This is a genomic window from Paraburkholderia sp. BR14374 (genome assembly GCF_040948685.1).
GTDB classification, from domain to species: domain Bacteria; phylum Pseudomonadota; class Gammaproteobacteria; order Burkholderiales; family Burkholderiaceae; genus Paraburkholderia; species Paraburkholderia youngii.
Window position 1 is genome coordinate 384632 of record NZ_JBFPKF010000006.1, and the last position, 21790, is coordinate 406421.

At 67.1% G+C, this 21790-nt stretch carries 24 protein-coding genes and 1 pseudogene; 12 read left to right on the forward strand and 13 right to left on the reverse strand.

Annotation, left to right across the window (positions count from 1 at the left end; genetic code table 11):
- Window position 1: 1 nt before the first annotated feature.
- The 6 genes from AB3X86_RS17720 (at window position 2) to AB3X86_RS17745 (ending at window position 5339) form a co-directional block, all read left to right on the forward strand.
- Window positions 2-1222, forward strand: a complete 1221-nt coding sequence (locus AB3X86_RS17720; protein ID WP_368596962.1) for an ATP-grasp domain-containing protein — start codon at window positions 2-4, stop codon at window positions 1220-1222.
- Window positions 1200-2225 carry a methenyltetrahydromethanopterin cyclohydrolase gene (gene mch, locus AB3X86_RS17725; RefSeq protein WP_368596963.1) on the forward strand — a complete coding sequence of 342 codons (1026 nt, stop codon included), beginning with the start codon at window positions 1200-1202 and terminating at the stop codon, window positions 2223-2225. The genes AB3X86_RS17720 and mch overlap by 23 nt, the downstream gene beginning before the upstream one ends.
- Window positions 2222-3220, forward strand: coding sequence for a RimK family alpha-L-glutamate ligase (locus tag AB3X86_RS17730; protein ID WP_368596964.1), 999 nt, complete (start codon window positions 2222-2224; stop codon window positions 3218-3220). The genes mch and AB3X86_RS17730 overlap by 4 nt, the downstream gene beginning before the upstream one ends.
- Before the next feature lie 5 nt (window positions 3221-3225).
- A complete protein-coding gene (locus AB3X86_RS17735) occupies window positions 3226-4128 on the forward strand; it encodes a triphosphoribosyl-dephospho-CoA synthase (RefSeq protein ID WP_368596965.1) in 903 nt (300 codons plus the stop codon).
- Between the two features lie 186 nt (window positions 4129-4314).
- Window positions 4315-4824, forward strand: coding sequence for a formaldehyde-activating enzyme (gene fae / locus AB3X86_RS17740; protein WP_176107508.1), 510 nt, complete (start codon window positions 4315-4317; stop codon window positions 4822-4824).
- 137 nt (window positions 4825-4961) lie between these two features.
- Window positions 4962-5339, forward strand: coding sequence for a hypothetical protein (locus tag AB3X86_RS17745; RefSeq protein WP_176107507.1), 378 nt, complete (start codon window positions 4962-4964; stop codon window positions 5337-5339).
- Window positions 5340-5386: 47 nt separating this feature from the next.
- Here the strand turns inward: AB3X86_RS17745 and AB3X86_RS17750 are convergent, their stop codons facing one another.
- A complete protein-coding gene (locus tag AB3X86_RS17750; RefSeq protein ID WP_368596966.1) occupies window positions 5387-5893 on the reverse strand; it encodes a dihydroneopterin aldolase in 507 nt (168 codons plus the stop codon).
- A 385-nt stretch (window positions 5894-6278) separates the two neighbouring features.
- Here AB3X86_RS17750 and AB3X86_RS17755 point away from each other — a divergent pair, with 385 nt between their 5' ends.
- From AB3X86_RS17755 to AB3X86_RS17765, 3 genes are read left to right on the forward strand one after another with little or no spacing between them, the layout of a single operon-like run.
- Window positions 6279-8342: a sigma-54-dependent Fis family transcriptional regulator gene (locus tag AB3X86_RS17755; RefSeq protein WP_368596967.1), complete on the forward strand. Its 2064-nt coding sequence runs from the start codon at window positions 6279-6281 to the stop codon at window positions 8340-8342.
- Window positions 8339-8959, forward strand: coding sequence for a flavoprotein (locus AB3X86_RS17760; protein ID WP_176367497.1), 621 nt, complete (start codon window positions 8339-8341; stop codon window positions 8957-8959). Before AB3X86_RS17755 ends, AB3X86_RS17760 begins: the two co-directional genes overlap by 4 nt.
- Entirely contained in the window at window positions 8938-10320 is a 1383-nt protein-coding gene (locus AB3X86_RS17765) for a DUF6513 domain-containing protein (protein WP_368596968.1), read from the forward strand. Before AB3X86_RS17760 ends, AB3X86_RS17765 begins: the two co-directional genes overlap by 22 nt.
- A gap of 13 nt (window positions 10321-10333) precedes the next feature.
- Here the strand turns inward: AB3X86_RS17765 and rpe are convergent, their stop codons facing one another.
- From rpe to AB3X86_RS17810, 9 genes and pseudogenes are all read right to left on the reverse strand, one after another.
- Window positions 10334-11041: a ribulose-phosphate 3-epimerase gene (rpe, locus tag AB3X86_RS17770; protein WP_368596969.1), complete on the reverse strand. Its 708-nt coding sequence runs from the start codon at window positions 11039-11041 to the stop codon at window positions 10334-10336.
- A 22-nt stretch (window positions 11042-11063) separates the two neighbouring features.
- Window positions 11064-12101 carry a class II fructose-bisphosphate aldolase gene (gene fba, locus AB3X86_RS17775; protein WP_368596970.1) on the reverse strand — a complete coding sequence of 346 codons (1038 nt, stop codon included), beginning with the start codon at window positions 12099-12101 and terminating at the stop codon, window positions 11064-11066.
- A 79-nt stretch (window positions 12102-12180) separates the two neighbouring features.
- Window positions 12181-12379, reverse strand: a pseudogene (locus AB3X86_RS17780) (hypothetical protein); the annotation flags it as partial.
- Between the two features lie 57 nt (window positions 12380-12436).
- Complete coding sequence (locus tag AB3X86_RS17785; protein WP_368596971.1) at window positions 12437-13309, reverse strand: phosphoribulokinase; 873 nt, start codon at window positions 13307-13309, stop codon at window positions 12437-12439.
- 41 nt (window positions 13310-13350) lie between these two features.
- Window positions 13351-14454, reverse strand: coding sequence for a class 1 fructose-bisphosphatase (locus AB3X86_RS17790; RefSeq protein ID WP_368596972.1), 1104 nt, complete (start codon window positions 14452-14454; stop codon window positions 13351-13353).
- Between the two features lie 27 nt (window positions 14455-14481).
- Entirely contained in the window at window positions 14482-15477 is a 996-nt protein-coding gene (gene cbbX, locus AB3X86_RS17795) for a CbbX protein (RefSeq protein ID WP_368596973.1), read from the reverse strand.
- Between the two features lie 59 nt (window positions 15478-15536).
- Window positions 15537-15965, reverse strand: coding sequence for a ribulose bisphosphate carboxylase small subunit (locus AB3X86_RS17800; protein ID WP_368596974.1), 429 nt, complete (start codon window positions 15963-15965; stop codon window positions 15537-15539).
- 117 nt (window positions 15966-16082) lie between these two features.
- Window positions 16083-17582: a form I ribulose bisphosphate carboxylase large subunit gene (locus AB3X86_RS17805; RefSeq protein ID WP_368596975.1), complete on the reverse strand. Its 1500-nt coding sequence runs from the start codon at window positions 17580-17582 to the stop codon at window positions 16083-16085.
- 148 nt (window positions 17583-17730) lie between these two features.
- Window positions 17731-18003, reverse strand: coding sequence for a hypothetical protein (locus tag AB3X86_RS17810; protein WP_368596976.1), 273 nt, complete (start codon window positions 18001-18003; stop codon window positions 17731-17733).
- Between AB3X86_RS17810 and pqqA the strand changes: the two genes are divergently transcribed.
- The 3 genes from pqqA (at window position 18002) to AB3X86_RS17825 (ending at window position 19647) form a co-directional block, all read left to right on the forward strand.
- Window positions 18002-18157 (forward strand): pyrroloquinoline quinone precursor peptide PqqA, encoded by a 156-nt coding sequence (pqqA, locus tag AB3X86_RS17815; RefSeq protein ID WP_368596977.1) that lies wholly within the window; start codon window positions 18002-18004, stop codon window positions 18155-18157. The two genes, AB3X86_RS17810 and pqqA, sit on opposite strands and share 2 nt — an antisense overlap.
- 105 nt (window positions 18158-18262) lie before the next feature.
- A complete protein-coding gene (locus tag AB3X86_RS17820) occupies window positions 18263-18862 on the forward strand; it encodes a DUF447 domain-containing protein (protein WP_368596978.1) in 600 nt (199 codons plus the stop codon).
- A gap of 41 nt (window positions 18863-18903) precedes the next feature.
- Window positions 18904-19647: a (5-formylfuran-3-yl)methyl phosphate synthase gene (locus AB3X86_RS17825; RefSeq protein WP_368596979.1), complete on the forward strand. Its 744-nt coding sequence runs from the start codon at window positions 18904-18906 to the stop codon at window positions 19645-19647.
- Window positions 19648-19654: 7 nt separating this feature from the next.
- Here AB3X86_RS17825 and AB3X86_RS17830 read toward each other — a convergent pair whose 3' ends face one another.
- The 3 genes from AB3X86_RS17830 to AB3X86_RS17840 form a co-directional block, all read right to left on the reverse strand.
- Window positions 19655-20245 carry an aspartate kinase gene (locus AB3X86_RS17830; protein ID WP_368596980.1) on the reverse strand — a complete coding sequence of 197 codons (591 nt, stop codon included), beginning with the start codon at window positions 20243-20245 and terminating at the stop codon, window positions 19655-19657.
- 162 nt (window positions 20246-20407) lie between these two features.
- The gene (locus AB3X86_RS17835) at window positions 20408-21517 is read right to left on the reverse strand and encodes a hydantoinase/oxoprolinase family protein (RefSeq protein WP_368596981.1); all 1110 of its coding nucleotides are present in this window, start codon (window positions 21515-21517) and stop codon (window positions 20408-20410) included.
- Window positions 21514-21790: ATP-grasp domain-containing protein (locus AB3X86_RS17840; protein WP_368596982.1), on the reverse strand; the 277-nt coding region annotated here is incomplete at its 5' end. The genes AB3X86_RS17835 and AB3X86_RS17840, both read right to left, overlap by 4 nt.

A 21790-nucleotide genomic window follows, 5' to 3' on the forward strand; every position in this document is an offset into this window, starting at 1 on the left:
CATGAAGCCGCACCGGCCGCTCATGCATGCGCCCATCGTCGCGGTCGTCGGGCAGTCCGCGCGCCTGCTCGCGCAGTCTGCGGCGCGCGCCGGCCTGCATGTCGCCGCGCTCGATATCTTCGGCGACCGCGACACGCGCGAGGCCGCCGAACTGTGGTTCGACATCGGCGGCGGTGATGGCGCGCTCGGGATCGACCGGGCGCGGCTCGTCGATGCGCTTGCGCGCGTCGCGCGGTTGCCAGGATTGCTTGGCTGGATCGGCGGCAGCGGGCTCGAACCTTTGATGCCTGACTTGTGCCGTGAGCCCGGCTTGCCGCGCTTTCTCGGCAACGATGCCGAGGCGATCGCGGCCGTACGCGAGCCGCGGCGTTTTTTCGCGCTGCTCGACGCGTTGCGCATCGGGCATCCGGCTGTGTCGTTCGAGCGGCCGGCGACAGCCGAGGGCTGGCTATTCAAGCAGGCGGATGGCTGTGGCGGCACGCATATCCAGCCCGCCGACTCTATCGACTTGACGAGCGCCTCCGCGCACGGCTACTTCCAGCGCATGGGCCAAGGCCGCTCGCTGTCGGCGCTGTTCATCGGCGCGCACGGCCGCGCGCATCTGATCGGTTTCGCCGAGCAGCTCACCTGCGCGATCGGCGATCTGCGCTTCGTGCATGCGGGCTCGATCGGGCCGATCGACTTGCCGCCAGCCTTCGTCGCGCAGGTGCAGCAAGCGCTCGACGCGCTATGCGCAAGCACCGGCCTCGTCGGCATCAACAGCTGCGATTTTCTGTCGGACGGCACCTCGTTCGACGTGCTCGAAATCAACCCGCGCCCTTCGTCGACGATGGCGCTCTACGAAACCGCGTCGCCCGATGCGTGGCCAGCCGGCCTGCTCGCCTGCCACCTCGACGCGTGCCGCCACGGCCGCGCGCCGTCGGCCGCGAGCCTCGCGCTCGCCCGCGCGCCGCGCTGGCGCGCCGGCCAGCGGGTGCTGTTCGCGCAGCGGCCGTTCAACGTCTCCGCGGCGTTCTCCGACGCCTGCCTGCGCGATCCGCAATGCCGCGACGTGCCGATGCCGGGCACCCGCATCGACGTCGGGCAGCCGGTCTGCACGCTGCTCGTGCGAGCGGCGTCGACGGACGCGGTGCGCACCGCGCTCGATGCGCAGCACGAACGCGTCGTCCAACGAATCGAAACCTGCGATGAGCCCGACCATGCCTGCTTCCACGCCCATTGAGACATCCCCGCCCACCGCGCCGCCGAGCGTGAATGCGCTGTCAGAGCGCCTCGTCGCCCGGCTCGTCGATCAGGCGGCACATCTCGGCGTCGCGCTCACTCGCACGCCCGCCGGCACCATGATCGCCGACGCCGGCGTCGACGCACGCGGCAGCCTCGACGCCGGCGTGCTGATCGCGCGCATCTGCATGGGCGGTCTCGGCAGCGTCGCGGTACGCGCGAACTTCGACGCCGCGCCGCTGTGGCCGACGATGCTCGAGGTCAGCACCTCGGCGCCGGTGCTCGCCTGCCTCGGCAGCCAGTACGCGGGCTGGAGCCTGTCGGCGACCAGGGAGCAGACCGGCGGCAAGAAGTTCTTTTCGCTCGGCTCGGGGCCCGCGCGCGCGCTCGCGGTCAAGGAGCCGCTCTTCGACGAGCTCGGCTATCGCGACCGCCACGAACGCGGCGCGCTGGTGCTCGAAGTGGACCGCCTGCCGCCGCAGGTCGTGATCGACAAGGTGCTGCACGACTGCGGCCTCACGCCCGAACATCTGACGCTGATCGTCACGCCGACACACTCTGTCGCGGGAACGGTACAGGTCGTGGCCCGCGTCGTCGAAGTGGCGCTGCACAAGGTGCACGTGCTCGGCGTGCCGCTCGACGAGATCGTCGCCGGCACGGGCTCGGCGCCGCTGCCGCCGCCCGCGCCCGACGGCATTCAGGCGATGGGCCGCACCAACGACGCGATCCTGTACGGCGGCCGCGTGCATCTGACGGTCCGGCACGACGAGATCGCGCGACGTCTCGCCGACACGCTGCCGTCCGCCCATTCGCGCGACCACGGCCGGCCGTTCGCGGACGTGTTCACGGCCGTCAACTTCGACTTCTATCAGATCGACCCCGCGCTGTTCGCGCCCGCCGAGGTATGGGTCAGCAGCCTCGAAAGCGGCGCGACCTATCATGGCGGCCAGCTCGACGGCGGCCTGCTGCGCCAACAGTGGGGCGGCGAGCCCGTCGCGCGATGATGATCACAGCGGGCCTGCGCATCGCGATCATGAGCGACGAAACCGGCTGGCACACCGGCCGGCTGAAGAAAGCGTTCCGCGCGCGCGGCGCCGAAGCGCGTTGCGTCGATCTCGCGGATTGCCGCATCGACACCACGTGGCTGCCGCACGGCCTCGTGATCCCGGGCTTCGGCCGCACGCTGCCGGATGCGGTGTTCGTGCGCGGCATCGCCGGCGGCACTTTCGAGCAGGTGACGCTGCGCCTGGGCATCCTGCACGCGCTGCGCGAGTCGGGCGTACCGGTCTACAACGACGCCCGCGCGATCGAGCGCAGCGTCGACAAATCGATGACGAGCTTCCTGCTGCATCGCGCCGGCGTGCCGACACCGGCCACCTGGGCCGGCGAGTCCGCCGCGTTCGCGCAACGCGTCCTGATGCGCGAAGCGGCCGCCGGCCGCCAGGTCGTGCTCAAGCCGCTGTTCGGCTCGCAAGGCCACGGGCTCAAACGGCTCGGCGCGCGCGGCGGGCTGCTCGCGCCGCTGCCGTCGCTCGCGCGTTATCGGCAGGTCGCTTATCTGCAGCGCTTCGTTGCCGGCGCCCGGCCCGGTTTCGACTGGCGGGTGCTCGTGATCGGCGGCAAGGCGGTCGCGGCGATGCGGCGCAGCGGCGGCAAGGGCTGGATTCACAACGTCGCGCAAGGCGCGCGCTGCGAGGCCGACGAGCTGACGGTCCCGCTCGCGCAGACCGCCGTGCGCGCCACCGCCGCGCTCGGGCTCGACTACGCGGGCGTGGACCTGATCCCGAATCCCGACGACGCCGCGCTGCCGCTCGTGCTCGAAGTCAACGGCGTGGCCGCGTGGCGCGGTTTGCAGTCGGTCGTGCCGCTCGATGTCGCGGCGGCGTTGGTCGACGATCTGCTCGATCGCAAGCTCGCCGCGCAGCGCCGCGCGAACGAGCAAGCCGAGCGAGCCGCTAGCGCCGGGTTGCCCGTGCAGTCTCCGCAGCGCCGGGCTTGAGCGTCATGCCCATCCGTCATGCAATCTCCGTCGAGCATGCGCGCGCAGCCTTCCTCGAAGCCTGCGCGCTCGACGTCACCACGCCGAAACCCGGCAACGTCAGCGCCCAAAGTCCCGGCCACGGCATGAACGCGGCGCAGTTCCTCGCCAGCGCGCACGCATCGCGCGACGCGCTGTTCGCGCGCGGCGCTCGCGTCGGACAGCGCATTCTCGACGCGGTCACACGGACGCGCGCGGCCGTCGGCTGCAATACGAATCTCGGCATCGTGCTGCTGATCGCGCCGCTCGCCGCGGCCCTCGACGAAACCGGCGAACGGCCGCTGACGGCGCCAGCGTGGCGCGCGGCCGTCGGCGACGTGCTGAGCCGGCTCGACGTCGAAGATGCGCGGCTCGCCTATCGTGCGATCGCGCTCGCCAATCCCGGCGGCCTCGGCGACGCGCCCGAGCAATCGGTCCACGCAGCGCCGACGATCGGCCTGCGCGACGCGATGCGGCTCGCCAGCGAGCGCGACAGCATCGCGCGGCAGTACGCGAACGGTTTCGCGGACCTGTTCGACACTGGCCTCACCGCCTGCTTCGAAGCCTCGACGCCAGCGTCCGAACCCGCGCCCGTCGATCCAGGCGAAATCGCGATGCTCAATGTGTTTCTCGCGTTCCTCGCCGGCTGGCCCGACTCTCACATTGTGCGCAAGCACGGCCTCGCGCTGGCGCAGAGTGTCACGCTCGTGGCACGCGAACAGCACGCGCGCTGGCGCCAAACGCGGCCCGCCGCGCGCCGCTCGGCAAGCGATCCGCAACTCGATGCCTGGGATGCCGAATTGAAGGCCCGCGCGATCAATCCCGGCACCAGCGCGGACCTCGCGGTGGCCACGCTGTTCGTTGCGCGCTGCATCGAAGGGCGCGGTTAACCCTGAATCGTCTGCACTGAACACGCGCCGAACTGGCGCATCAGCATGCCGGGTGCCAGAACTGGCACGGAACCTGTTAGTTAGTACCGCCGTGCAATCCCGCACCGCTCTCGCGATGCTGAATCCGGACACGATCGCGGGCGGCGCCTCGTCAGCAGGTCCATACCTACTCATTGGAGGAACAGAATGGCCAAGATCAACCGCGTCATGATCGGGGAGTCGCTAGTCGGCGACGGCAACGAGGTCGCGCATATCGACTTGCTGATCGGACCGCGAGGTTCGGCTGCGGAAACCGCGTTCTGCAACGCGCTCACCAACAACAAGGACGGCTTCACGTCGCTGCTCGCCGTCGTCGCGCCGAATCTCATCACGAAGCCCAATACGATCCTGTTCAACAAGGTGACGATCAAAGGCGCCAAGCAGGCCGTGCAGATGTTCGGCCCGGCGCAGCACGCGGTCGCGCTAGCGGTGGCCGACAGCGTCGAGGACGGCACGATCCCGCAGGAAGAAGCCGACGATCTGTTCCTCTGCGTCGGCGTCTTCATCCACTGGCAGGCGGAGGACGACAAGAAGATCCAGCAGTTCAACTATCAGGCGACGCGCGAGGCCATCAAGCGCGCGGTCAGCGGCGAGCCGAGCGCGGCTGAAGTAGTATCCAAGAAGGGCACCGTCGCGCATCCGTTCGCGCCGAACTGACGGTGCATGCCAGCGCAGGAGACGCGGCGCCGCTCGCGGCCCCGCCTCCTCGCCCACCCTGTCGCCTCGCGGCCGCAAGGCATGGCCCTCGCGCAGCGGTTCGCGAAGCGGGTTCAATGCTCTCGCAGAGGCATTCAATGACTAATAGATGTCGCGCGCTTCTCGCCTTTTCCTCGCTCATGCTCGCCGCGCCGCTCGCGTGGGCGGGCGGCTACAACTATCCGACCGAGGGCCGCGTCGAATACGTGCTCAGCTGCATGGACGATAACGGCCACGATTTCGCGAACGTCTACAAGTGCTCGTGCGTAATCGACAAGATGGCCGCGTCGTTGCCGTACGACGAATTCGTCGACCAGTCGACCTTCTCGAAGTACGCGACGCTCGGCGGCGAAGGCGGCGCGGAATTCCGCGTCGATCACGCCAAGGCTCAAACCAGGAAATTCCGCGCGCTGCAAACGAGCGCGTATCAGGCGTGCGGACTCGGTCCGCAGAAAACGTCGACCGTGGCGAAATGACGACGGTTGGAGGCGCGCCGGGCGTCGGGCGCGCCCCGCTCTCCCCGTCAATTCGGCACCAGCCCCTTGCCGAGCGACGCGTAACACGCGAGACCCACGGCGGCCGCCGGGCCATCGCCGCGACGCCGCTCGATCTGCACGCCGACGGCCGCGAGGTCGGCGAACTTGGCAGGCTTTGCGAGCGACACCCGCACCCAGTGCGCGCCGAAGTCGGCAATCAACAGTTGCGCGATCGTCTCGGCGAGCGCCTCCAGCAGCCGCACGCGATGCGACGCGAATAGCTCCAGCAGCGCCTCGCGCACGGCCGCATAGTTGACCGTATCTTCGATCCGGTCCGTCGCGCACGCGCGGATCGCGGGCACGCCGATCGCCAGATTCACGCGCACCGGTTGCGCAACATGCAACTCGCTGCTGTCGATACCGATGACCGTCTGGCCGATGAAGTTCTCGATGAACACGATGTCGAGACGCTCGGGCAACGCGCCGGCTTGCGAGCCGGGATTCGCGCCGAGGCTGGAAAATGCGGCAAGGCGAACAGTATCGATACGATCCATGATGGTCTCCGCCGCGGCGCGGCCCAAGATTGAACAGCCTATGATGAAGAGCGAACGATGCAACAGTAGAACAACAGAACTGAGCGACGCGCGGCACACTCTGTGTCGAAGCTGCGACAGGCATGCAACCTGCAAAACGTTTAACGCATCGCGCATCGAGAAAAGCAAATTCCGGGCACGGTGAGGTAAACCCACAGTCACTTTCTGTTGAACCTGTCTTGCATCGAGCGTACAGTTTTAAATACCCGCCTCGTAGCAGGGCCGGTCGCGAGGGAGCAGGCGGACCCAGAACCCGCCGCACCAAGGGCAGACAGGCTTGATAAAGCGGCATTCGCAGCGTGCAATGCAGGCACGCTTGCGAAATGACGCAACGGAGACGAATCCCATGTCGTTGCTCGCTGACAGCAGTACGCACGTCCGGGAAGTTCTGAACGTGGTCAACCATCAGTTGACCACGCGCCCGACAAGCGAACCCGTGGCTCAGTCGTGGACGCGCTGCATCAACGAATTCCAGCTGGACCCCGCGCGTTTCGTGCCGCCGCCGGTGCTCACCGAATACGAACTCAGCGCGCGCCGTGAGGCGCTCGGCGATCTGATAGCGTGTTCGAAGCTCGAGATGACGACGCTCTATCAGCAGCTCGCCGACCCCGAGCTCGCGGTCGTGCTCGTCGATTCCGGCGGCGTGATCGTGCATCAGGTGTCGTCCGTGCCGTTCGCCGAGGCGGTCGCCGTCGACGGCTTTCGCGTCGGCGCGCTGTGGAGCGAACGCGAAGCCGGCACCAACGGCATGGGCACCTGTCTCGCGGAGCGCGACTGCATCGCCGTCTGTCAGCACGAGCATTTCTATCCGCGCTATACGTCGCTCACGTGCTCGGCCGCGCCGATCTTCGACGACGGCGGCGAAATCGCCGGCGTGCTCGACGTCACCAGCCGCTCGAAGCTGCTGCAGCAGCACTCGCTGGTACTGGTCGGCATGTCGCGGCAGATGATCGAAAACCGTCTGCTCGATGCGCGCTACCGGCACGCCAACATGATTCATTTCCACAGCCGCCCGGAATTCGTCGGCACGCTGCACGGCGGCAAGCTCGCGGTCGGCGACGACAGCACGGTGCTCGCCGCGAACCGCAGCGCGCTGTTCCAGCTCGGCTTCCGCTCGCTCGCCGAGCTGCGCGGCCGGCGTATCGAGGAAGCGTTCAACGCGTCGCTCGAAGACATGATCGCGCGCAGCATTCGCGGCTCGTTCCATCCGGTCACCGTCTACAGCGCGAATGCGACGAACCGTTTTTTCCTCGTCGCGCAGACGCCGCAGAACGGCAGCGGGCGCGTGACGCGGGTGATCGTCACCGACTCCGCGATCCGCAGCAGCGCCCCGGAAAAACACGAGAAGCACGACAAGCACGCGCCGGTGCCGAAGCTCGACGAGATCGCGCACCTCGAATTCGGCGACCCGCGCATGGCCTCGCAGATCCAGCTGGCCGCGCGCGTGATCCAGCGCAAGATTCCGATCGTCCTGCGCGGCCAGACCGGCACCGGCAAGGAAGTCTTCGCGCAGGCGCTGCACAGCATCAGCCCGCACGCCGACGGTCCGTTCGTGCCGGTGAATTGCGCGTCGCTGCCGGAGAACCTGATCGAGAGCGAGCTGTTCGGCTATCGCGCCGGTGCATTTACCGGCGCGCAGCGCGAAGGTCGGCGCGGCAAGATCGTGCAGGCCAACGGCGGCACGCTGTTCCTCGACGAGATCGGCGACATGCCGCTCGTGCTGCAGGCGCGCCTGCTGCGCGTGATCGAGGAACACGAGGTCACGCCGCTCGGCGCCGAGACCACCGTCAAGGTCAATTTCCAGCTGATCAGCGCGAGCCACCGCAATCTGATGGAACTCGTGCAGAGCGGCCAGTTCCGCGAGGACCTGTACTACCGGCTCAAGGGCGTCGAGCTGAATCTGCCGGCGCTGCGCGAGCGCGTCGACAAGCTGCCGCTGATCCATCATCTGCTCGCCAGCGAAACCGACGATCCGCCCGATCTGACGCCGCAAGCCGAACACGCGCTGCTCACCTACGCGTGGCCCGGCAACATCCGTCAGCTGCGTCACGTGTTGCAGATGGCCATTGCGCTGTCCGACGGCGAGCCGATCAGCTGCGAGCATCTGCCGCCCGAGGTCACGCAACGCACGTCGGCGGTCGATCTGCCGACCGCGCTGCGCCTCGCAAACGCGGACATGGACGGGCAGCTCGCCGACGAAGCGGACATTTCTTCGCTGAACGCGATCCAGCTGAACGAGCGCGAGACGGTGCTGTCGCTGCTCGACGAGCATCGCTGGAACGTCAGCAACGTCGCGAAGGCGCTCGGCATCAGCCGTAACACGCTGTACCGCAAGATGCGCCGGCTGCATATCCGGCTGTCGCACGAAGGCTCGCCGCCGGACGGCATGCCGCTCGATCTAGACGCATGACCCAGTCGTCCCCCAACGAGTCAGCGCCCAAGGCCGCCCGCGATCTCACCGACTTCAAGCCGGATGCGCGCTTCGCGTGGTGCGTGACCGGCTCCGGTCACATGCTCGAAGAATCGATCGCGCTCGCGCGGCGCTTGCCGCGCGTCGATCTGTTTCTGTCCGCGGCGGCCGAGGAAGTGCTGCCGCTGTACGGCTGGCCGCTCGACAAGCTGCGCGAACAGTTCCGCGTGCTGCGCGACAACAGCGCGAGCGGCGTGCCGGTTGGCATGCTGTATCACGGCGTCTATCACACGGTCGTGATCGCGCCGGCCACCAGCAACACGGTCGCCAAATGCGCTTACGGCATCTCCGATACGCTGCCGACCAACATGTACGCGCAGGCCGGCAAGCAATGCATCCCCGGCATCGTCTTTGCATGCGACACCGAACCGAGCGTGATCACGCATAGCCCGGACGAATGGGTCGAACTGCGGCCACGGGCGATCGAGCTCGACAACGTCGAGCGTCTGGCACGTTTCGAATACACGACGCTCGCGCGCTCGCTCGACGAACTCGAAGCGGCACTCGCCCAACGCCTCGCGACCCTCGATCTCGCATGGACCACATCCTCTTCCTGACCGGCCGGCTTGCCGAACCGAGCCTGCGGCGCGTGCTCGACGGCATGGCGCCGGCGCCGTTCAGTTGGGAGGTGCGCGAAATCGGCCTGCAGGTTGCCGCGTTGATGACCGCCGACATGATCCAGCGCCGCGTGCCCACGCCGCTTGCCGCGCAGCGCGTGATCGTGCCGGGCCGCTGCCGCGGCGATCTCGACACGCTGAGCGCGCACTACGGCGTGCCGTTCGAACGCGGCCCCGAGGAGGTCAAGGACTTGCCGCAGTTTTTCGGCCACAAGGCGAAGCCGTTCGACCTGAGCCGCTACGACACGGAGATTTTCGCGGAGATCGTCGATGCGCCGCGGCTCGACCTCGACGGCATCGCGGCAAGGGCGCGCGAGTATACGGCCCAGGGCGCGGACGTGATCGACATCGGCTGTCTGCCGGACACGCCGTTTCCGCATCTCGAAGACGCGGTGCGGCGCCTGAAGGCCGAAGGCTATCGCGTCAGCGTCGATTCGATGCGCAACGACGAACTGCTGCGCGGCGGCCGCGCGGGCGCCGACTATCTGATGAGCCTGAACGTCGATACGCTGTGGATCGCCGACGAAGTGCCGTCGACGCCGATCCTCGTCGCGCGCGAACCCGCTGATTCCGCTTCGCTCGACGCCGCGATCGACGCGCTCTCCGCGCGCGGCCGCGCGTTTCTCGCCGATCCGATTCTCGATCCGATTCCGTTCGGGTTGGCCACGTCGATCGCACGCTACGTGCGTCTGCGCGAGCGCTATCCCGACATCGCGATCATGATGGGCATCGGCAACGTGACCGAGTTGACCGAGGCCGACACGAGCGGCATCAATGCGGTGCTGCTCGGCATGGCGGCGGAATTACGCGTTGGCGCGGTGCTGACGACTTCGGTGAGTCTGCATGCGCGGCGCGCGCTGCGCGAAGCCGATATCGCGCGCCGTGTGATGCATGCCGCGCGCGATGCGCAAGTGCTGCCGAAGGGCATCAGCAGCGAACTCGCGACGGTCCACGCGAAACGGCCGTTTCCGTACAGCGCCGAAGAAATCGACGAATTCGCGCGCGCCGTGCGTGATCCGAATTTCCGCGTGCAGATCAGCGCCGACGGCATTCACGTGTACAACCGCGACGGCCACCGACGCGGCGACGATCCGTTCGCGCTGTACCCGCAGCTGAACCTCGAAACCGACGGCGGCCACGCGTTCTATATGGGCGTGCAGCTTGCCCGCGCGGAAATCGCGTGGCGGCTCGGCAAGCGCTTCGATCAGGACCAGCCGCTCGACTGGGGCTGCGCGATCGACCGGCCGGAAGAAGATCTCAGCGTCTGGTGCGGGCCGGGCGAGACGATGAAAAAGCGCTGAACCCGCCGCGCTGTCACTGCATGGCCGCTACGCTCGCGGGTTCGTCGACGGTAGCCAGTTCGCCGCGCATGCCGCGAATCGCCTGCGCGCGATCGCTCGCGCCGAACACGGCCGATCCCGCGACGAACACATCGGCGCCCGCCGTGGCGACACGCGCGATGTTCGATGCCTTCACGCCGCCGTCCACTTCGATCAGCAACGGCCGGCCGGTGCGCTGCATCGTCGTATCGACGCGCTCGCGCAGCAGCCGCAGCTTATCGAGCGTTTCGGCAATGAACGCCTGGCCGCCGAAGCCCGGATTCACCGACATCACCAGCACGACGTCGAGCATCTCCAGCACATGATCGAGCACCGTGAGCGGCGTCGCCGGATTCAGCGCGAGCCCGGCGCGCGTACCGTGCGAGCGGATCAGTTCGATGGTCCGATGCACGTGCAGCGTCGCCTCCGGATGAAAGCTGATCAGGTTCGCGCCGGCCTCGGCAAACGCCGATACCAGCGGATCGACGGGCGTGGTCATCAGATGCACGTCGAAAGGCAGCGACGTGTACGGCCGGATCGCCGAGCACACGAGCGGCCCTACGGTCAGGTTCGGCACATAGTGGTTGTCCATCACGTCCAGATGAATCCAGTCCGCGCCGGCCGCCGTCACGTCGCGAATTTCGTCGGCGAGGCGGGCAAAATCCGCCGACAGCAGCGACGGAGCAATCAGGAATTCGCGCATTGCGTTCTCCGTACCAGTGGCCTCAGTGATAGCGGCTCGCCATCGTGTCGAGCGGCAGCGGCTTGATGCGCGCCGCCTGCCCCGCGCAACCGAACGCTTCGAAACGCTCGATGCAGATCGCGCTAGCCGCGGCGGTGGCCGCCTTCAGGGCCGCGCGCGGATCGAATTCCGAGCGCGCATTGGCGAGCGACTTGCGCATCGCGCCGCTCATCGCGAGACGGATGTCGGTGTCGATATTGACCTTGCGCACGCCGTGCGCGATGCCGCGGCGGATTTCGTCGACGGGCACGCCGTAGGTGATCGGAATCTCGCCGCCGTACTCGCGGATCACCGCGAGCCATTCCTGCGGCACCGACGACGAACCGTGCATCACCAGATGCGTGTCCGGAATCCGCGAATGAATCGAGGCGATCCGGTCGATCGCGAGGATGTCGCCGGTCGGCTCGCGGCTGAACTTGTACGCGCCGTGCGAAGTGCCGATCGCGATTGCGAGTGCATCGACGCCGGTCGCATCGACAAAGCGCCGCGCTTCGTCGGGGTCGGTCAGCAAGTGCTCGCGCGTCAGCTTGCCTTCTGCGCCGACGCCGTCCTCTTCACCCGCGGTGCCCGTTTCGAGCGAGCCGAGACAGCCCAGCTCACCCTCCACCGACACGCCGACCGCATGCGCGGCGTCCACCACGCGGCGGCTCACCTCGACGTTGTAGTCATACGCGGCCGGCGTTTTCTGGTCGGGCAATAGCGAGCCGTCCATCATCACCGAGGTGAAGCCCGAGCGGATCGCCTGCTGGCACACCGCCGGGCTCGCGCCGTGATCCTGATGCAGCACGAGCGGAATGTCCGGGTGCGCCTCGAGCGCGGCGAGCACCAGATGGCGCAGATACGGTTCGCCCGCGTACTTGCGGGCGCCGGCCGACGCCTGCAGGATCACCGGGCTATCGGTCGCCTCGGCCGCGCGCATGATCGCGTGAATCTGCTCCATGTTGTTGACGTTGAACGCGGGCACGCCGTAGTCGTGTTCGGCCGCGTGATCCAGCAGTTGCCGCAGGGTGATGAAGGCCATTGCGTGCTCCTCGATATGAAATGAAATCCTGTCGAGCGGTGTGCTCAACGCGCACCGTCCGCGACGCGCCGCGCTTCGCCCGGTCGGCCCACGCGGGATTGCGCGGGTTGTGCTTCAGATGCCGGTCCCACAATGCCACCGCGATCTCGGCCCATGCCGAGCGGCATGCCGGGGTATCCCGACTTCGCGGCTTCCACCGCATCGATCGCGAGCATGCGCAGCGCGTCGGCCATCGGGCGCGTGGCGGGTGCGTCAAGCGGTTGCGCGACTGCACTCATCGAAATTCTCCTTGCGAAATGAACGTCGGCATGCGTCGGGTGCGCTTCGAAAAAACGTCAGGCGCGCGAGCGTCGATCGATCAGTTGCAGGATCATCGGCGTGAAGATCAGCTGCATCGCGAGTCCCATCTTGCCGCCCGGCACGACGATCACGTTCGGGCGCGACATGAACGAGTCGTGCAGCATCGTCAGCAGATACTGGAAGTCGATGCCCTTCGGCCGCGCGAAGCGGATCACCACGAAGCTCTCGTCCGGCTGAGGAATCTCGCGGGCGGTGAACGGATTCGACGTGTCCACGGTCGGCACGCGCTGGAAGTTCACATGCGTGCGCGAAAACTGCGGGCAGATGTAGTTCACGTAGTCGGGCATGCGCCGCAGGATCGTGTCCACCACCGCTTCGTGCGTGTAGCCGCGCATCGTCTGATCGCGGTGCAGCTTCTGGATCCATTCGAGGTTGATGATCGGCACGACGCCGATCAGCAGATCCGCATGCCGCGCGATGTTGACCTTGTCGGTCACCGCCGCGCCATGCAGCCCTTCGTAGAACATCAGATCGGTATTGGCCGCGACGCTCTCCCACGGCGTGAAGGTGCCGCCGTCCTGCTTGTACAACTGCGCTTCGGCCGTGTCGTGCACGTAGTGGCGAAACTGCCCGCTGCCGTTTTCGCCGTAGCGCGTGAACAGCGTTTCGAGTTCTTCGAGCAGATTCGCTTCCGGCCCGAAGTGGCTGAAATTCGGCACGCCGTCGCGTTCGCGCTCCTGCATCGCCGCGCGCATGCCGTTGCGGTCGTAGCGATGGAACGCGTCGCCTTCGACGATCTGCGCATTGATGTGCTCGCGTCTGAAGATATGCGTGAAACTCTTCATGACGGTGGTGGTTCCCGCGCCGCTCGAGCCGGTCACCGCGATGATCGGATGTTTGACTGACATGCGCTTGTCTCCGGATGACTGTGTTTGCGCTCAGTCGCCGATCACGCCGTGAAATCCGGCAGGAACAGCGAGCGCGTGCCGAACAGCGGCGACGAGAACGGCTTGTCCTCGCCGCGGTCGTATTCGCCGTGATAGCGCGCAATGCGCTCGACCTCGTTCTTCGAGCCGAGAATCACCGGCACGCGGCCATGCAGCGCGCGCGGCGCGAGCTCGAGAATGCGCTCGCGGCCGGTGATCGCGAGGCCGCCCGCCTGCTCGACCAGAAAGCTCATCGGGTTCGCTTCGTAGAGCACGCGCAGGCGCCCTTCCATCGCCGGAGTTTTCGAGTCGCGCGGATACATGAACACCCCGCCTCGCATCAGGATGCGATGCACTTCCGCGACCATCGACGCGATCCAGCGCATGTTGAAGTCGCGCGCGCGGCAGCCGCTGCGGCCGTCCTTGCACTCCTGCACGTAGCGGCGCACGGGCGGTTCCCAGAAGCGCTCGTTCGATGCGTTGATCGCGAACTCGCCGGTCTCTTCCGGAATCCGGATGTTCGAATGCGTGAGCACGAAGTTGCCGATGTCGCGCTCCAGCGTGAAGCCATGCGTGCCGTTGCCGACCGACAGCACCAGCATCGTCGAGGGTCCATACACGGCATAGCCGGCCGCCACCTGTTCGCAGCCCGGCCGCAGGAACGCGGCTTCGCTGCTTGCATCCTCCGCCGGGTCGCGCGTGCGCAGCACCGAGAAGATCGAGCCGACTACGCCGTTGATGTCGATATTCGACGAGCCGTCGAGCGGATCGAACGCAAGCAGATACTCGCCACGCGGATACTCCGGAGGAATCGGGTACACGTGCTCCATTTCCTCCGACACCATCGCGGCCAGCAAGCCGTCCCACTCGCATTGCTGCACGAAAATCTCGTTGGTGGAGACGTCGAGCTTCTTCTGCTCCTCGCCATGCGTGTTGAGCGTTTGCGCGGAACCGTAGTTGCCGCCTAGCGCTCCCTTGGTCAGCATCGCCGAGATCGATTTGATGGCGGCCGCTACGTCGATGAGCAGCGCGGAGAGTCCCGCCGTGTCCCGCGTGTCGTCCGTACACGGCGGGCGATCGAGCGTGTCGATCAGGAACTTCGAAAGTGTCGTGCGTCCGTCCTGCATGGCGTTCTCCTTCGATGGTGTCGTGATTCAGCCCGGCGGCTCCGTGACGGCGCGCGCGGTGGAAGGCGGTGGCGAGGACGGCTGCATTGGCTCGTCGAATACGCGGCTCGCGCGCACGTCGGCGGCGTCGATCAGCGTCAGCGCGGCGGCATCGATCGGCTCGCCGCCCTGCAACGCGCTCGCGAACAGGCGGTTCGCCTGGCGCAGCCGCGCGCGGTCGAGCGCATTGCGCACCGAGCGCGCGTTGGCGAAATTCGGTTGCCGGATGCGGCGCGCCAGATAGTCGGCGAAGGCGCGGCGCGACGCGGCATCGAAGCGGTAATGCATGGTGTCGAGCATCCGCTCGGCGATTTCGAGCAGTTCGGTTTCCTCGTAATCGGGAAACGTGATGTGATGCGCAATGCGCGAGCGGAAACCCGGATTGCTCTCGAAGAACACTTCCATCCGCGACGCGTAGCCGGCCAGAATCACGACCAGGTCGCTGCGCTGGTTCTCCATCGTCTGCAGCAGGATTTCGATCGCTTCCTGCCCGTAGTCGCGCTCGTTCTCCGGGCGATACAGGTAGTACGCTTCGTCGATGAACAGCACGCCGCCCATCGCGCGCTTCAGCACGTCGCGCGTTTTCGGCGCGGTGTGACCGATGTACTGGCCGACCAGATCGTCGCGCGTGACCGACACCAGATGATTGCGGCGGATGTAGCCGAGCCGGTGCAGCACCTCGGCCATGCGCAGCGCGACCGTCGTCTTGCCGGTGCCGGGGTTGCCGGAGAAGCACATATGCAAGGTCGGCGCGCCGCCCGCGAGACCCAGCGAAGCCCGCGCGCGTTCGACCAGCAGATGCGCGGCGACTTCGCGAATGCGCGTCTTCACCGGCGCGAGCCCGACCAGATCGCGTTCGAGTTCGCCGAGCACCTCGCCGATGCCCGAGTCGCGGTACAGCGCCGCGAGGTCGATGTGGGACGTGGCGTCGTCGCTGTGCGCGGTGGACGCGGGCAGTGCGTCCACGATGGCGGCGTCAATCATTGCTCCTCCTTGCGGGTTTGTCGTGTGCCTGTCTTGCACCCTCGTGCCCGATCAGCGGCTCAGCCCGTTGCACCGTAGCGCTCGCCCGCCGGCCGGTCGGTCGCATAGCCCGTCATGCTGTAGCGCTGCGTGCGCCCCTGCGCGTCCTGGCGCGACAGACGGAAGCCCGGCTCCACGTCCGGCCGGTTGACGATGAACGACAGGCGCATCGTCTCGAAGGTGCGCTCCGAATCGAATGCGCTGACCTTGATGTAGTGCTGCGGCCGCGCCTCGCGACAGGCCCGGACCTCCTGCAAGACGCCTGCCGCGTCGTGCAGGTCGAACATCGGCAGGCCCCACATTTCCCAGTACGTGTTGCGCGGATGCGGGTCGTCGGTGAATTCGACCGAACAGGCCCAGCCCTGGCGCAGCGCGTAGTCGATCTGCAGGCCGATTTCCTCGTCGGTCAGCTCGGGCAGAAAAGAAAACGTTCCTTGAGTAATACGCATGACGAACCTCGTTGATGGATGTCGCGTTCAGGGCGGCGTCAACGGTGCCCCGCGCGGTGCCGTGGCACCACGTTGCGGATGCGCTCGTGAAGCGCTGGCGGGTAAAGCTCGGCTCTCTTAAGCCGCAGTCGGCGTAGCGGCGAAATCGGGCGTATCGGTCGACGCGTAGTTGAAAGTGACGTCGCGCCACGTATCGAGCGCCTGCTTGAGCGGCGTGCACCAGCGCGCGGCGGCTTCGAGCACGTCGGGCCCTTCGCGCAGAATGTCGCGGCCCTCGTTGCGGGCCTTGACCATCGCTTCGAGCGCGACGCGGTTCGCAGTCGCGCCGGCCTGGATGCCGGCCGGATGGCCGATCGTGCCGCCGCCGAACTGCAGGATCGCGTCGTCGCCGAACAGGTCGAGCAGTTGATGCATCTGCCCCGCATGAATCCCGCCCGAGGCGACCGGCATCACCTTGCGCAAGCCGGCCCACGGTTGATCGAAGAAGAGGCCGCGCGACAGGTCCACCGCGTTGTGCGCGTCGCGGCACACGTTGTAGTAGCCCTGCACCGACAGCGGATCGCCTTCGAGCTTGCCGACCGCGGTGCCCGCATGCGCATGATCGACGCCCGCCATGCGCAGCCATTTGGCGATCACGCGAAACGAGATGCCGTGATTGCGTTGCCGCGTGTAGGTGCTGTGCCCCGCGCGATGCAGATGCAGGATCATGTCGTGCTTTCGGGCCCAGCGCGACATCGACTGGATCGCGGTCCAGCCGATCACCAGATCGATCATCACGATGCACGAGCCGAGCTCCTTCGCGAATTCGGCGCGCTCGTACATGTCCTCCATCGAGCCGGCCGTCACGTTCAGGTAGTGCCCTTTGACCTCGCCGGTTTCCGCCTGCGCGCGGTTCACCGCCTCCATCGAAAACAGGAAGCGGTCGCGCCAATGCATGAACGCCTGCGAGTTGATGTTCTCGTCGTCCTTCAGGAAATCGAGGCCGCCGCGCAGACCCTCGTAGACCACCCGCCCATAGTTCTTGCCCGACAGCCCGAGCTTCGGCTTGACCGTGGCGCCGAGCAGCGGCCGTCCATACTTGTCGAGCCGTTCACGCTCGACGACGATGCCGGTCGGCGGTCCCTGAAACGTCTTCAGATAGGCGACGGGGATGCGCATGTCTTCGAGCCGCAACGCCTTCAGCGGCTTGAAGCCGAACACGTTGCCGATGATCGACGCGGTCAGGTTCGCGACCGAGCCCTCTTCGAACAGATCGAGTTCATACGCGATGTACGCGAAGTACTGCGGCTCGTCGGCGCGCGACACCGGTACCGGTTCGACGCGATACGCCTTCGCGCGATACATGTCGCACGCGGTCAGGCGGTCGGTCCACACCACCGTCCACGTCGCGGTCGACGATTCTCCGGCCACCGCGGCCGCCGCTTCCTCGGGTTCGACACCGGGTTGCGGCGTGATGCGAAAGAGCGCGATCACGTCGGTCTCTTTCGGTTCGTAGTCCGGTTGCCAGTAACCCATCTCGCGGTATTTCATCACGCCTGCCGCGTACCGCTCGCGCGGATTGTGCGGATCGCGCGCTTGATGTCCGGGCTGGATCGGCGGTTGACTGAAATCGTTCATGACGTGTCCTCGAAGGTGGCAAGCGCACTGCCGGAAGAACGAAGCGCTTGAGTTGCACTGTAGGCACGGACCCGCCCAAGGGGAATTCACGATTTTATTTGGCAGACTTAATGGATCGATTATCGCTATCACATCGTTAGTTTCTTTTTCACGCCATGAAACGGCAATGGGAGCAGAATCGGCTAGTGTGGGAGACGGGCACGGGTGACAGCGCAATCGGATTGGCCAATCGCGATGGAACACTTTGCTTCGTTTCCGGCACACCGCGCGGACGCTTGCGTCTGGCAAGCCGCGCGAGCGCCATGGCGTGGCGCAATTCGCCGAGGGCTGTATTAGCCCTCGAATGCGCGCCCGCCTGGCCGGCCGGCACACGCACGGGCATGGAGATTGCGTGATGCCGGCTGCCGTCGAGATCGGGCATGAAAATTCGCCGGGCCGGCGGCTCAGAGCAGTTCGAACCGCAGTTCCAACCGCAGTTTCAACCGAAGGAGGAAGCACGTATGCAATGGACGACTCCGAGCTACACCGACGTACGCCTCGGTTTTGAAATCGTGATGTATGTCGCTACGCGTTAAGCCCGCAACCGGGCCGCACGCCGCGGCCCCTTTGCGGTTCCCGTTTGTGATTGACCTCTGCTGACGGCCGGCCTTCCGGCGCTGTCGGGACAAACGTTCCCAACCATGATCCACGAAACGATCGTCACCACGGCAGCGTGCGATGGCCGTCCTCATATCGCGCCGATGGGCGCGCGCTACGAGGGTGAGCGCATCATCCTTGCGCCTTTCCGACCGTCGGTTACGCTCGAGAACATCGTCGCGACGCGCGCGGCCGTGCTGAATTTCACGACCGACGTGCGCATCTTCGCGGGCTGCGTCACGCACTGCGCGACCGATTGGCCGACCGTGGCCGCAAGCCGTGTCGCCAGCGTGCGGCTGGCCGAATCGCTGGCCCACGCCGAACTCGAACTAGACGAACTGCAAGACGACAAAGAGCGCCCGGTACTGGTGATGAAATGCGTGCACCGCGAAAACCACGCGCCGTTCGCGGGCTTCAATCGCGCGCAGTCGGCGGTCGTGGAAGGCGCGATTCTGGTAAGCCGGCTTTTCATGCTGCCGGCCGACAAGGTCGATCGCGAAATGGCCTATCTGCAGATCGCGATCGACAAAACCGCCGGCGACAACGAGCGCACCGCATGGGGCTGGCTCGTCGCCGCGGTCGCGCGATACCGCGCGAATCTGGAAGGGGCGGCCAATCACGCCGCCGCTTCCGCCCATCATTAGGGTCTGTTAGACCCTCAACCCGTTTGCCGCGGAGAATCCCGATGACCGCATTGCTTGCGAGCGTCCGCTCGGATGAGGAAGCATTCGATGCCGCACGCGCCGGCGCCGAGCTGATCGACCTGAAAGAACCGAACGACGGCGCGCTCGGCGGCCTGTCGGTCGGCGCCATTACGAACATCGCGCGACAGCTGCGGGCGCGCTATCCGGTCAAGCCGATCAGCGCGGCGATCGGCGACGTGCCGGCCGATGCGTTCGACGAGATCGCCGCGCGCGTGATCGACGTCAGCGACGCCGGCGTCGACTATGTGAAGGTCGGGGTCGCGCGCGGACCAGCCGCGCGCCGCTGCATCGAGCAGCTCGCGAATCTGCCGGCCACTGTCGTGCCGGTGCTGCTGTGCGACGGCGGCATGGACGACGACCTCGTCAGCCACACCGCGGCGCTCGGCTTTGCCGGCCTGATGTTCGATACCGCGAGCAAGGACGGCGGCACGCTGTTCGATCACGTCGATGTCGACTCGCTCGCACGCTGGTTGCGGCTCGCGCGTCAGCGCGGCGCGATGGTGGGCATCGCCGGTGCGCTCGGCTGGGCGCAACTGCCGCAGATCCGTGCGCTGGCGCCCGACGTGGCCGGTTTTCGCACCGCGCTGTGCGCCGACGGGCGCCGCTCGCGGCTCGATCCCGAGCGCGTCGCGCAATGGGCGAGCGCGTTGCATCGGCCGGCTGGCGAAATCCGCGTCGATGGCGGTGCGCCGCTGCCGGGCCCGACGAGCGCGACGCGGCTATAGCCACCGCTCACATCACCGGAATGTTCAGCAAACGGTCGCGCATCAGCGCGACGTTGCTTTTGTCGAGCAGTTCGACCACATAGTTCGCATCCGTCACGTAGTCGACGAACTTGCGGTCGACCACCCCCGACGCGGCCAGCGTTTCGAGCGGATCGTCGGCGGCGATCGGACAGGATTTGACGACGATCAGCCGCTCGGCGTTGAGCATCGTCGAAAGCCACGCGGCAAGGCTGTCGGAGGTCGTGTCCCAGTTGCTCATCGCGTCGGGCGTGTCGCGCATCAGCGCGGTCGGCACCCACACGGCGACGTGGCCGTCGCGCAACGTGCGGCGAATCTTCGCCTCGCTCGACGCGATCACCAGTTCGGGCGACACACCTTGCATCAGCAGCGCGTATTGCGTCATCGCGAGCAGACACATGTTGTGCGCGGCCAGATCGTCGAAGTTCCATTCGCCCTGGTACTGGCGCACCTTGTCCGCGAAATCGCCGCCGCCGGGCACGATCACCACGCGTCCGCCGCCGACTTCGCATAGCTCGCTGAGCCAGTGGCGCAGTGCCGGGTCGTGACTCAGGCTGCCTCCGATCTTGACCACCCACATGACTGTTGTCCTCGCGTCCAGTTGAGTGCCCGGCTGGGTCGCGTCGTTTCGCAACCTCGTTCATCACCGAACTTGTCCCGCTCGCCCAATCGTCCCCACTGTCCCTCTTTGCGCTACTCGTGCGCTGGCGCCCCGTCTTCGGGCGGCGCCGCGCCGGTCAGCTCATGCCGCTCGCGCTGCCTCGCCACGCGCGCTTCGCCGCTGCGCTGCCGGTTCGCGCGCCGCGAGCAGCGCGACCGCCACGCTCGGCGCGCAGGTCGCCGCCCACGCCGCGCTGGCATCGGGCACGCCCGCCAACGCGCCGAAGTCGATATAGCCGCGCGCTTCGTCGCGCGCCAAGGCGGCGACGAGGAAGCGGCCGCAGCCCGCGCCCACCAGCGGCGCGGCCGCGAGCGCCGGCTGCGCGGCGACCACGCGCATCAGGTTTGCGCCGATTTCGCGCACCTGCAGCGCCCGCCAGCGCCGCGCAAACTGCAGCCATTCGAGGTCCGACGCGTCGTGCGCGTCGTGCCCGATCATGCGCGCGAGCCGCGCGCGGCTCGCCGCCTGGGTTTTCGGTCCCTGGTCGGCGCTCGGCTGCACGTCGTGCAGCGGGTCCAGTTCGCCCGTCAGCCGGTAGACGTCGGCGGTGGTCGCAAACCATTCGTTCATCACGTTCAGCGTGGCGCCGCCGAATTCGATCCGATGCGCGACGCCGCACAACGGCGTGCGTACGACGCCGTGATACACGAGTTCGCCGCTCGCGAGCCGGTCCGCATCGGTCGCGCCACGCGCGACGACCCGGCCGTCGACGATCGGAATGATGTCGGTAGTGGTGCTGCCGATGTCGATCAGCAGCGCGTTCGGCATGCGGGTAGCGACCCAGCTCGCGGTCGCGAGCCAGTTCGCCGACGCGACCTGGCGCCAGCCGGCCGCGCAGTCGTCGGCAGCGAGCCAGCCGGCGTCGCCGGCGTAGAAACGCAGTGACGAACCGAGCCGCTGCGCGAGCGCGGCCACGATCGCGCGCACGCCTTCGGCGCGATCCGCGAACAGGTCGACCATCTCGCCGGTCATCGTCACCGCATGCTGCGCGGCTTCGGTGCGGGCCTGCGGCCAGCGCTCGAAGACGAGGTCGATCGTCCGTTGCAGATGGTCGAGCCCCTGCCACAGCGGACACGGCCATTGCACGACGTCGAGCACGGCGTCGCTGCCGTCGATCAGCGACACCTTCACGTGCGCACCGCCGACGTCCCAGCCGAACCGCACCGCCGGGTTCGAACGGGCGGGGCTCAAGGACGCACCTCGAATGTGAGCGGATTGGCGCGCGCCGCCCGGCAGCGCTCGAGTCGCACGCCGTGCGCGGCCAGCAGCGCGCGCGTCAGGCCGCTGCCGCGCACCGCCGACAGCCCCGCATAAGCGACCGTCAGACGCGGATTCACCTCGATCACGACCGGCCCGCGTTGCGGATGCCACACGACATCGATGCCGACGAAGCCGCGCAAACCCGGGATGGCCCGCGCGACGCGATGCGCGAGCGTGTCGAGCGCGCGGCCCATGTCGCTGAGC

Coding starts and splice junctions, on each gene's coding strand:
- AB3X86_RS17730 (WP_368596964.1), top strand. CDS start 2,222: ATGATGATCACAGCGGGCCTGCGCATCGCGATCATGAGCGACGAAACC.
- AB3X86_RS17760 (WP_176367497.1), top strand. CDS start 8,339: ATGACCCAGTCGTCCCCCAACGAGTCAGCGCCCAAGGCCGCCCGCGAT.
- AB3X86_RS17820 (WP_368596978.1), top strand. CDS start 18,263: ATGATCCACGAAACGATCGTCACCACGGCAGCGTGCGATGGCCGTCCT.
- pqqA (WP_368596977.1), top strand. CDS start 18,002: ATGAAAATTCGCCGGGCCGGCGGCTCAGAGCAGTTCGAACCGCAGTTC.
- AB3X86_RS17810 (WP_368596976.1), bottom strand. CDS start 18,003: ATGCCCGATCTCGACGGCAGCCGGCATCACGCAATCTCCATGCCCGTG.
- fae (WP_176107508.1), top strand. CDS start 4,315: ATGGCCAAGATCAACCGCGTCATGATCGGGGAGTCGCTAGTCGGCGAC.
- mch (WP_368596963.1), top strand. CDS start 1,200: ATGCCTGCTTCCACGCCCATTGAGACATCCCCGCCCACCGCGCCGCCG.
- AB3X86_RS17735 (WP_368596965.1), top strand. CDS start 3,226: ATGCCCATCCGTCATGCAATCTCCGTCGAGCATGCGCGCGCAGCCTTC.
- AB3X86_RS17800 (WP_368596974.1), bottom strand. CDS start 15,965: ATGCGTATTACTCAAGGAACGTTTTCTTTTCTGCCCGAGCTGACCGAC.
- AB3X86_RS17790 (WP_368596972.1), bottom strand. CDS start 14,454: ATGCAGGACGGACGCACGACACTTTCGAAGTTCCTGATCGACACGCTC.
- AB3X86_RS17745 (WP_176107507.1), top strand. CDS start 4,962: ATGACTAATAGATGTCGCGCGCTTCTCGCCTTTTCCTCGCTCATGCTC.
- AB3X86_RS17805 (WP_368596975.1), bottom strand. CDS start 17,582: ATGAACGATTTCAGTCAACCGCCGATCCAGCCCGGACATCAAGCGCGC.
- AB3X86_RS17830 (WP_368596980.1), bottom strand. CDS start 20,245: ATGTGGGTGGTCAAGATCGGAGGCAGCCTGAGTCACGACCCGGCACTG.
- AB3X86_RS17720 (WP_368596962.1), top strand. CDS start 2: ATGAAGCCGCACCGGCCGCTCATGCATGCGCCCATCGTCGCGGTCGTC.
- fba (WP_368596970.1), bottom strand. CDS start 12,101: ATGGCCTTCATCACCCTGCGGCAACTGCTGGATCACGCGGCCGAACAC.
- AB3X86_RS17765 (WP_368596968.1), top strand. CDS start 8,938: ATGGACCACATCCTCTTCCTGACCGGCCGGCTTGCCGAACCGAGCCTG.
- AB3X86_RS17755 (WP_368596967.1), top strand. CDS start 6,279: ATGTCGTTGCTCGCTGACAGCAGTACGCACGTCCGGGAAGTTCTGAAC.
- cbbX (WP_368596973.1), bottom strand. CDS start 15,477: ATGATTGACGCCGCCATCGTGGACGCACTGCCCGCGTCCACCGCGCAC.
- AB3X86_RS17785 (WP_368596971.1), bottom strand. CDS start 13,309: ATGTCAGTCAAACATCCGATCATCGCGGTGACCGGCTCGAGCGGCGCG.
- AB3X86_RS17750 (WP_368596966.1), bottom strand. CDS start 5,893: ATGGATCGTATCGATACTGTTCGCCTTGCCGCATTTTCCAGCCTCGGC.
- rpe (WP_368596969.1), bottom strand. CDS start 11,041: ATGCGCGAATTCCTGATTGCTCCGTCGCTGCTGTCGGCGGATTTTGCC.
- AB3X86_RS17825 (WP_368596979.1), top strand. CDS start 18,904: ATGACCGCATTGCTTGCGAGCGTCCGCTCGGATGAGGAAGCATTCGAT.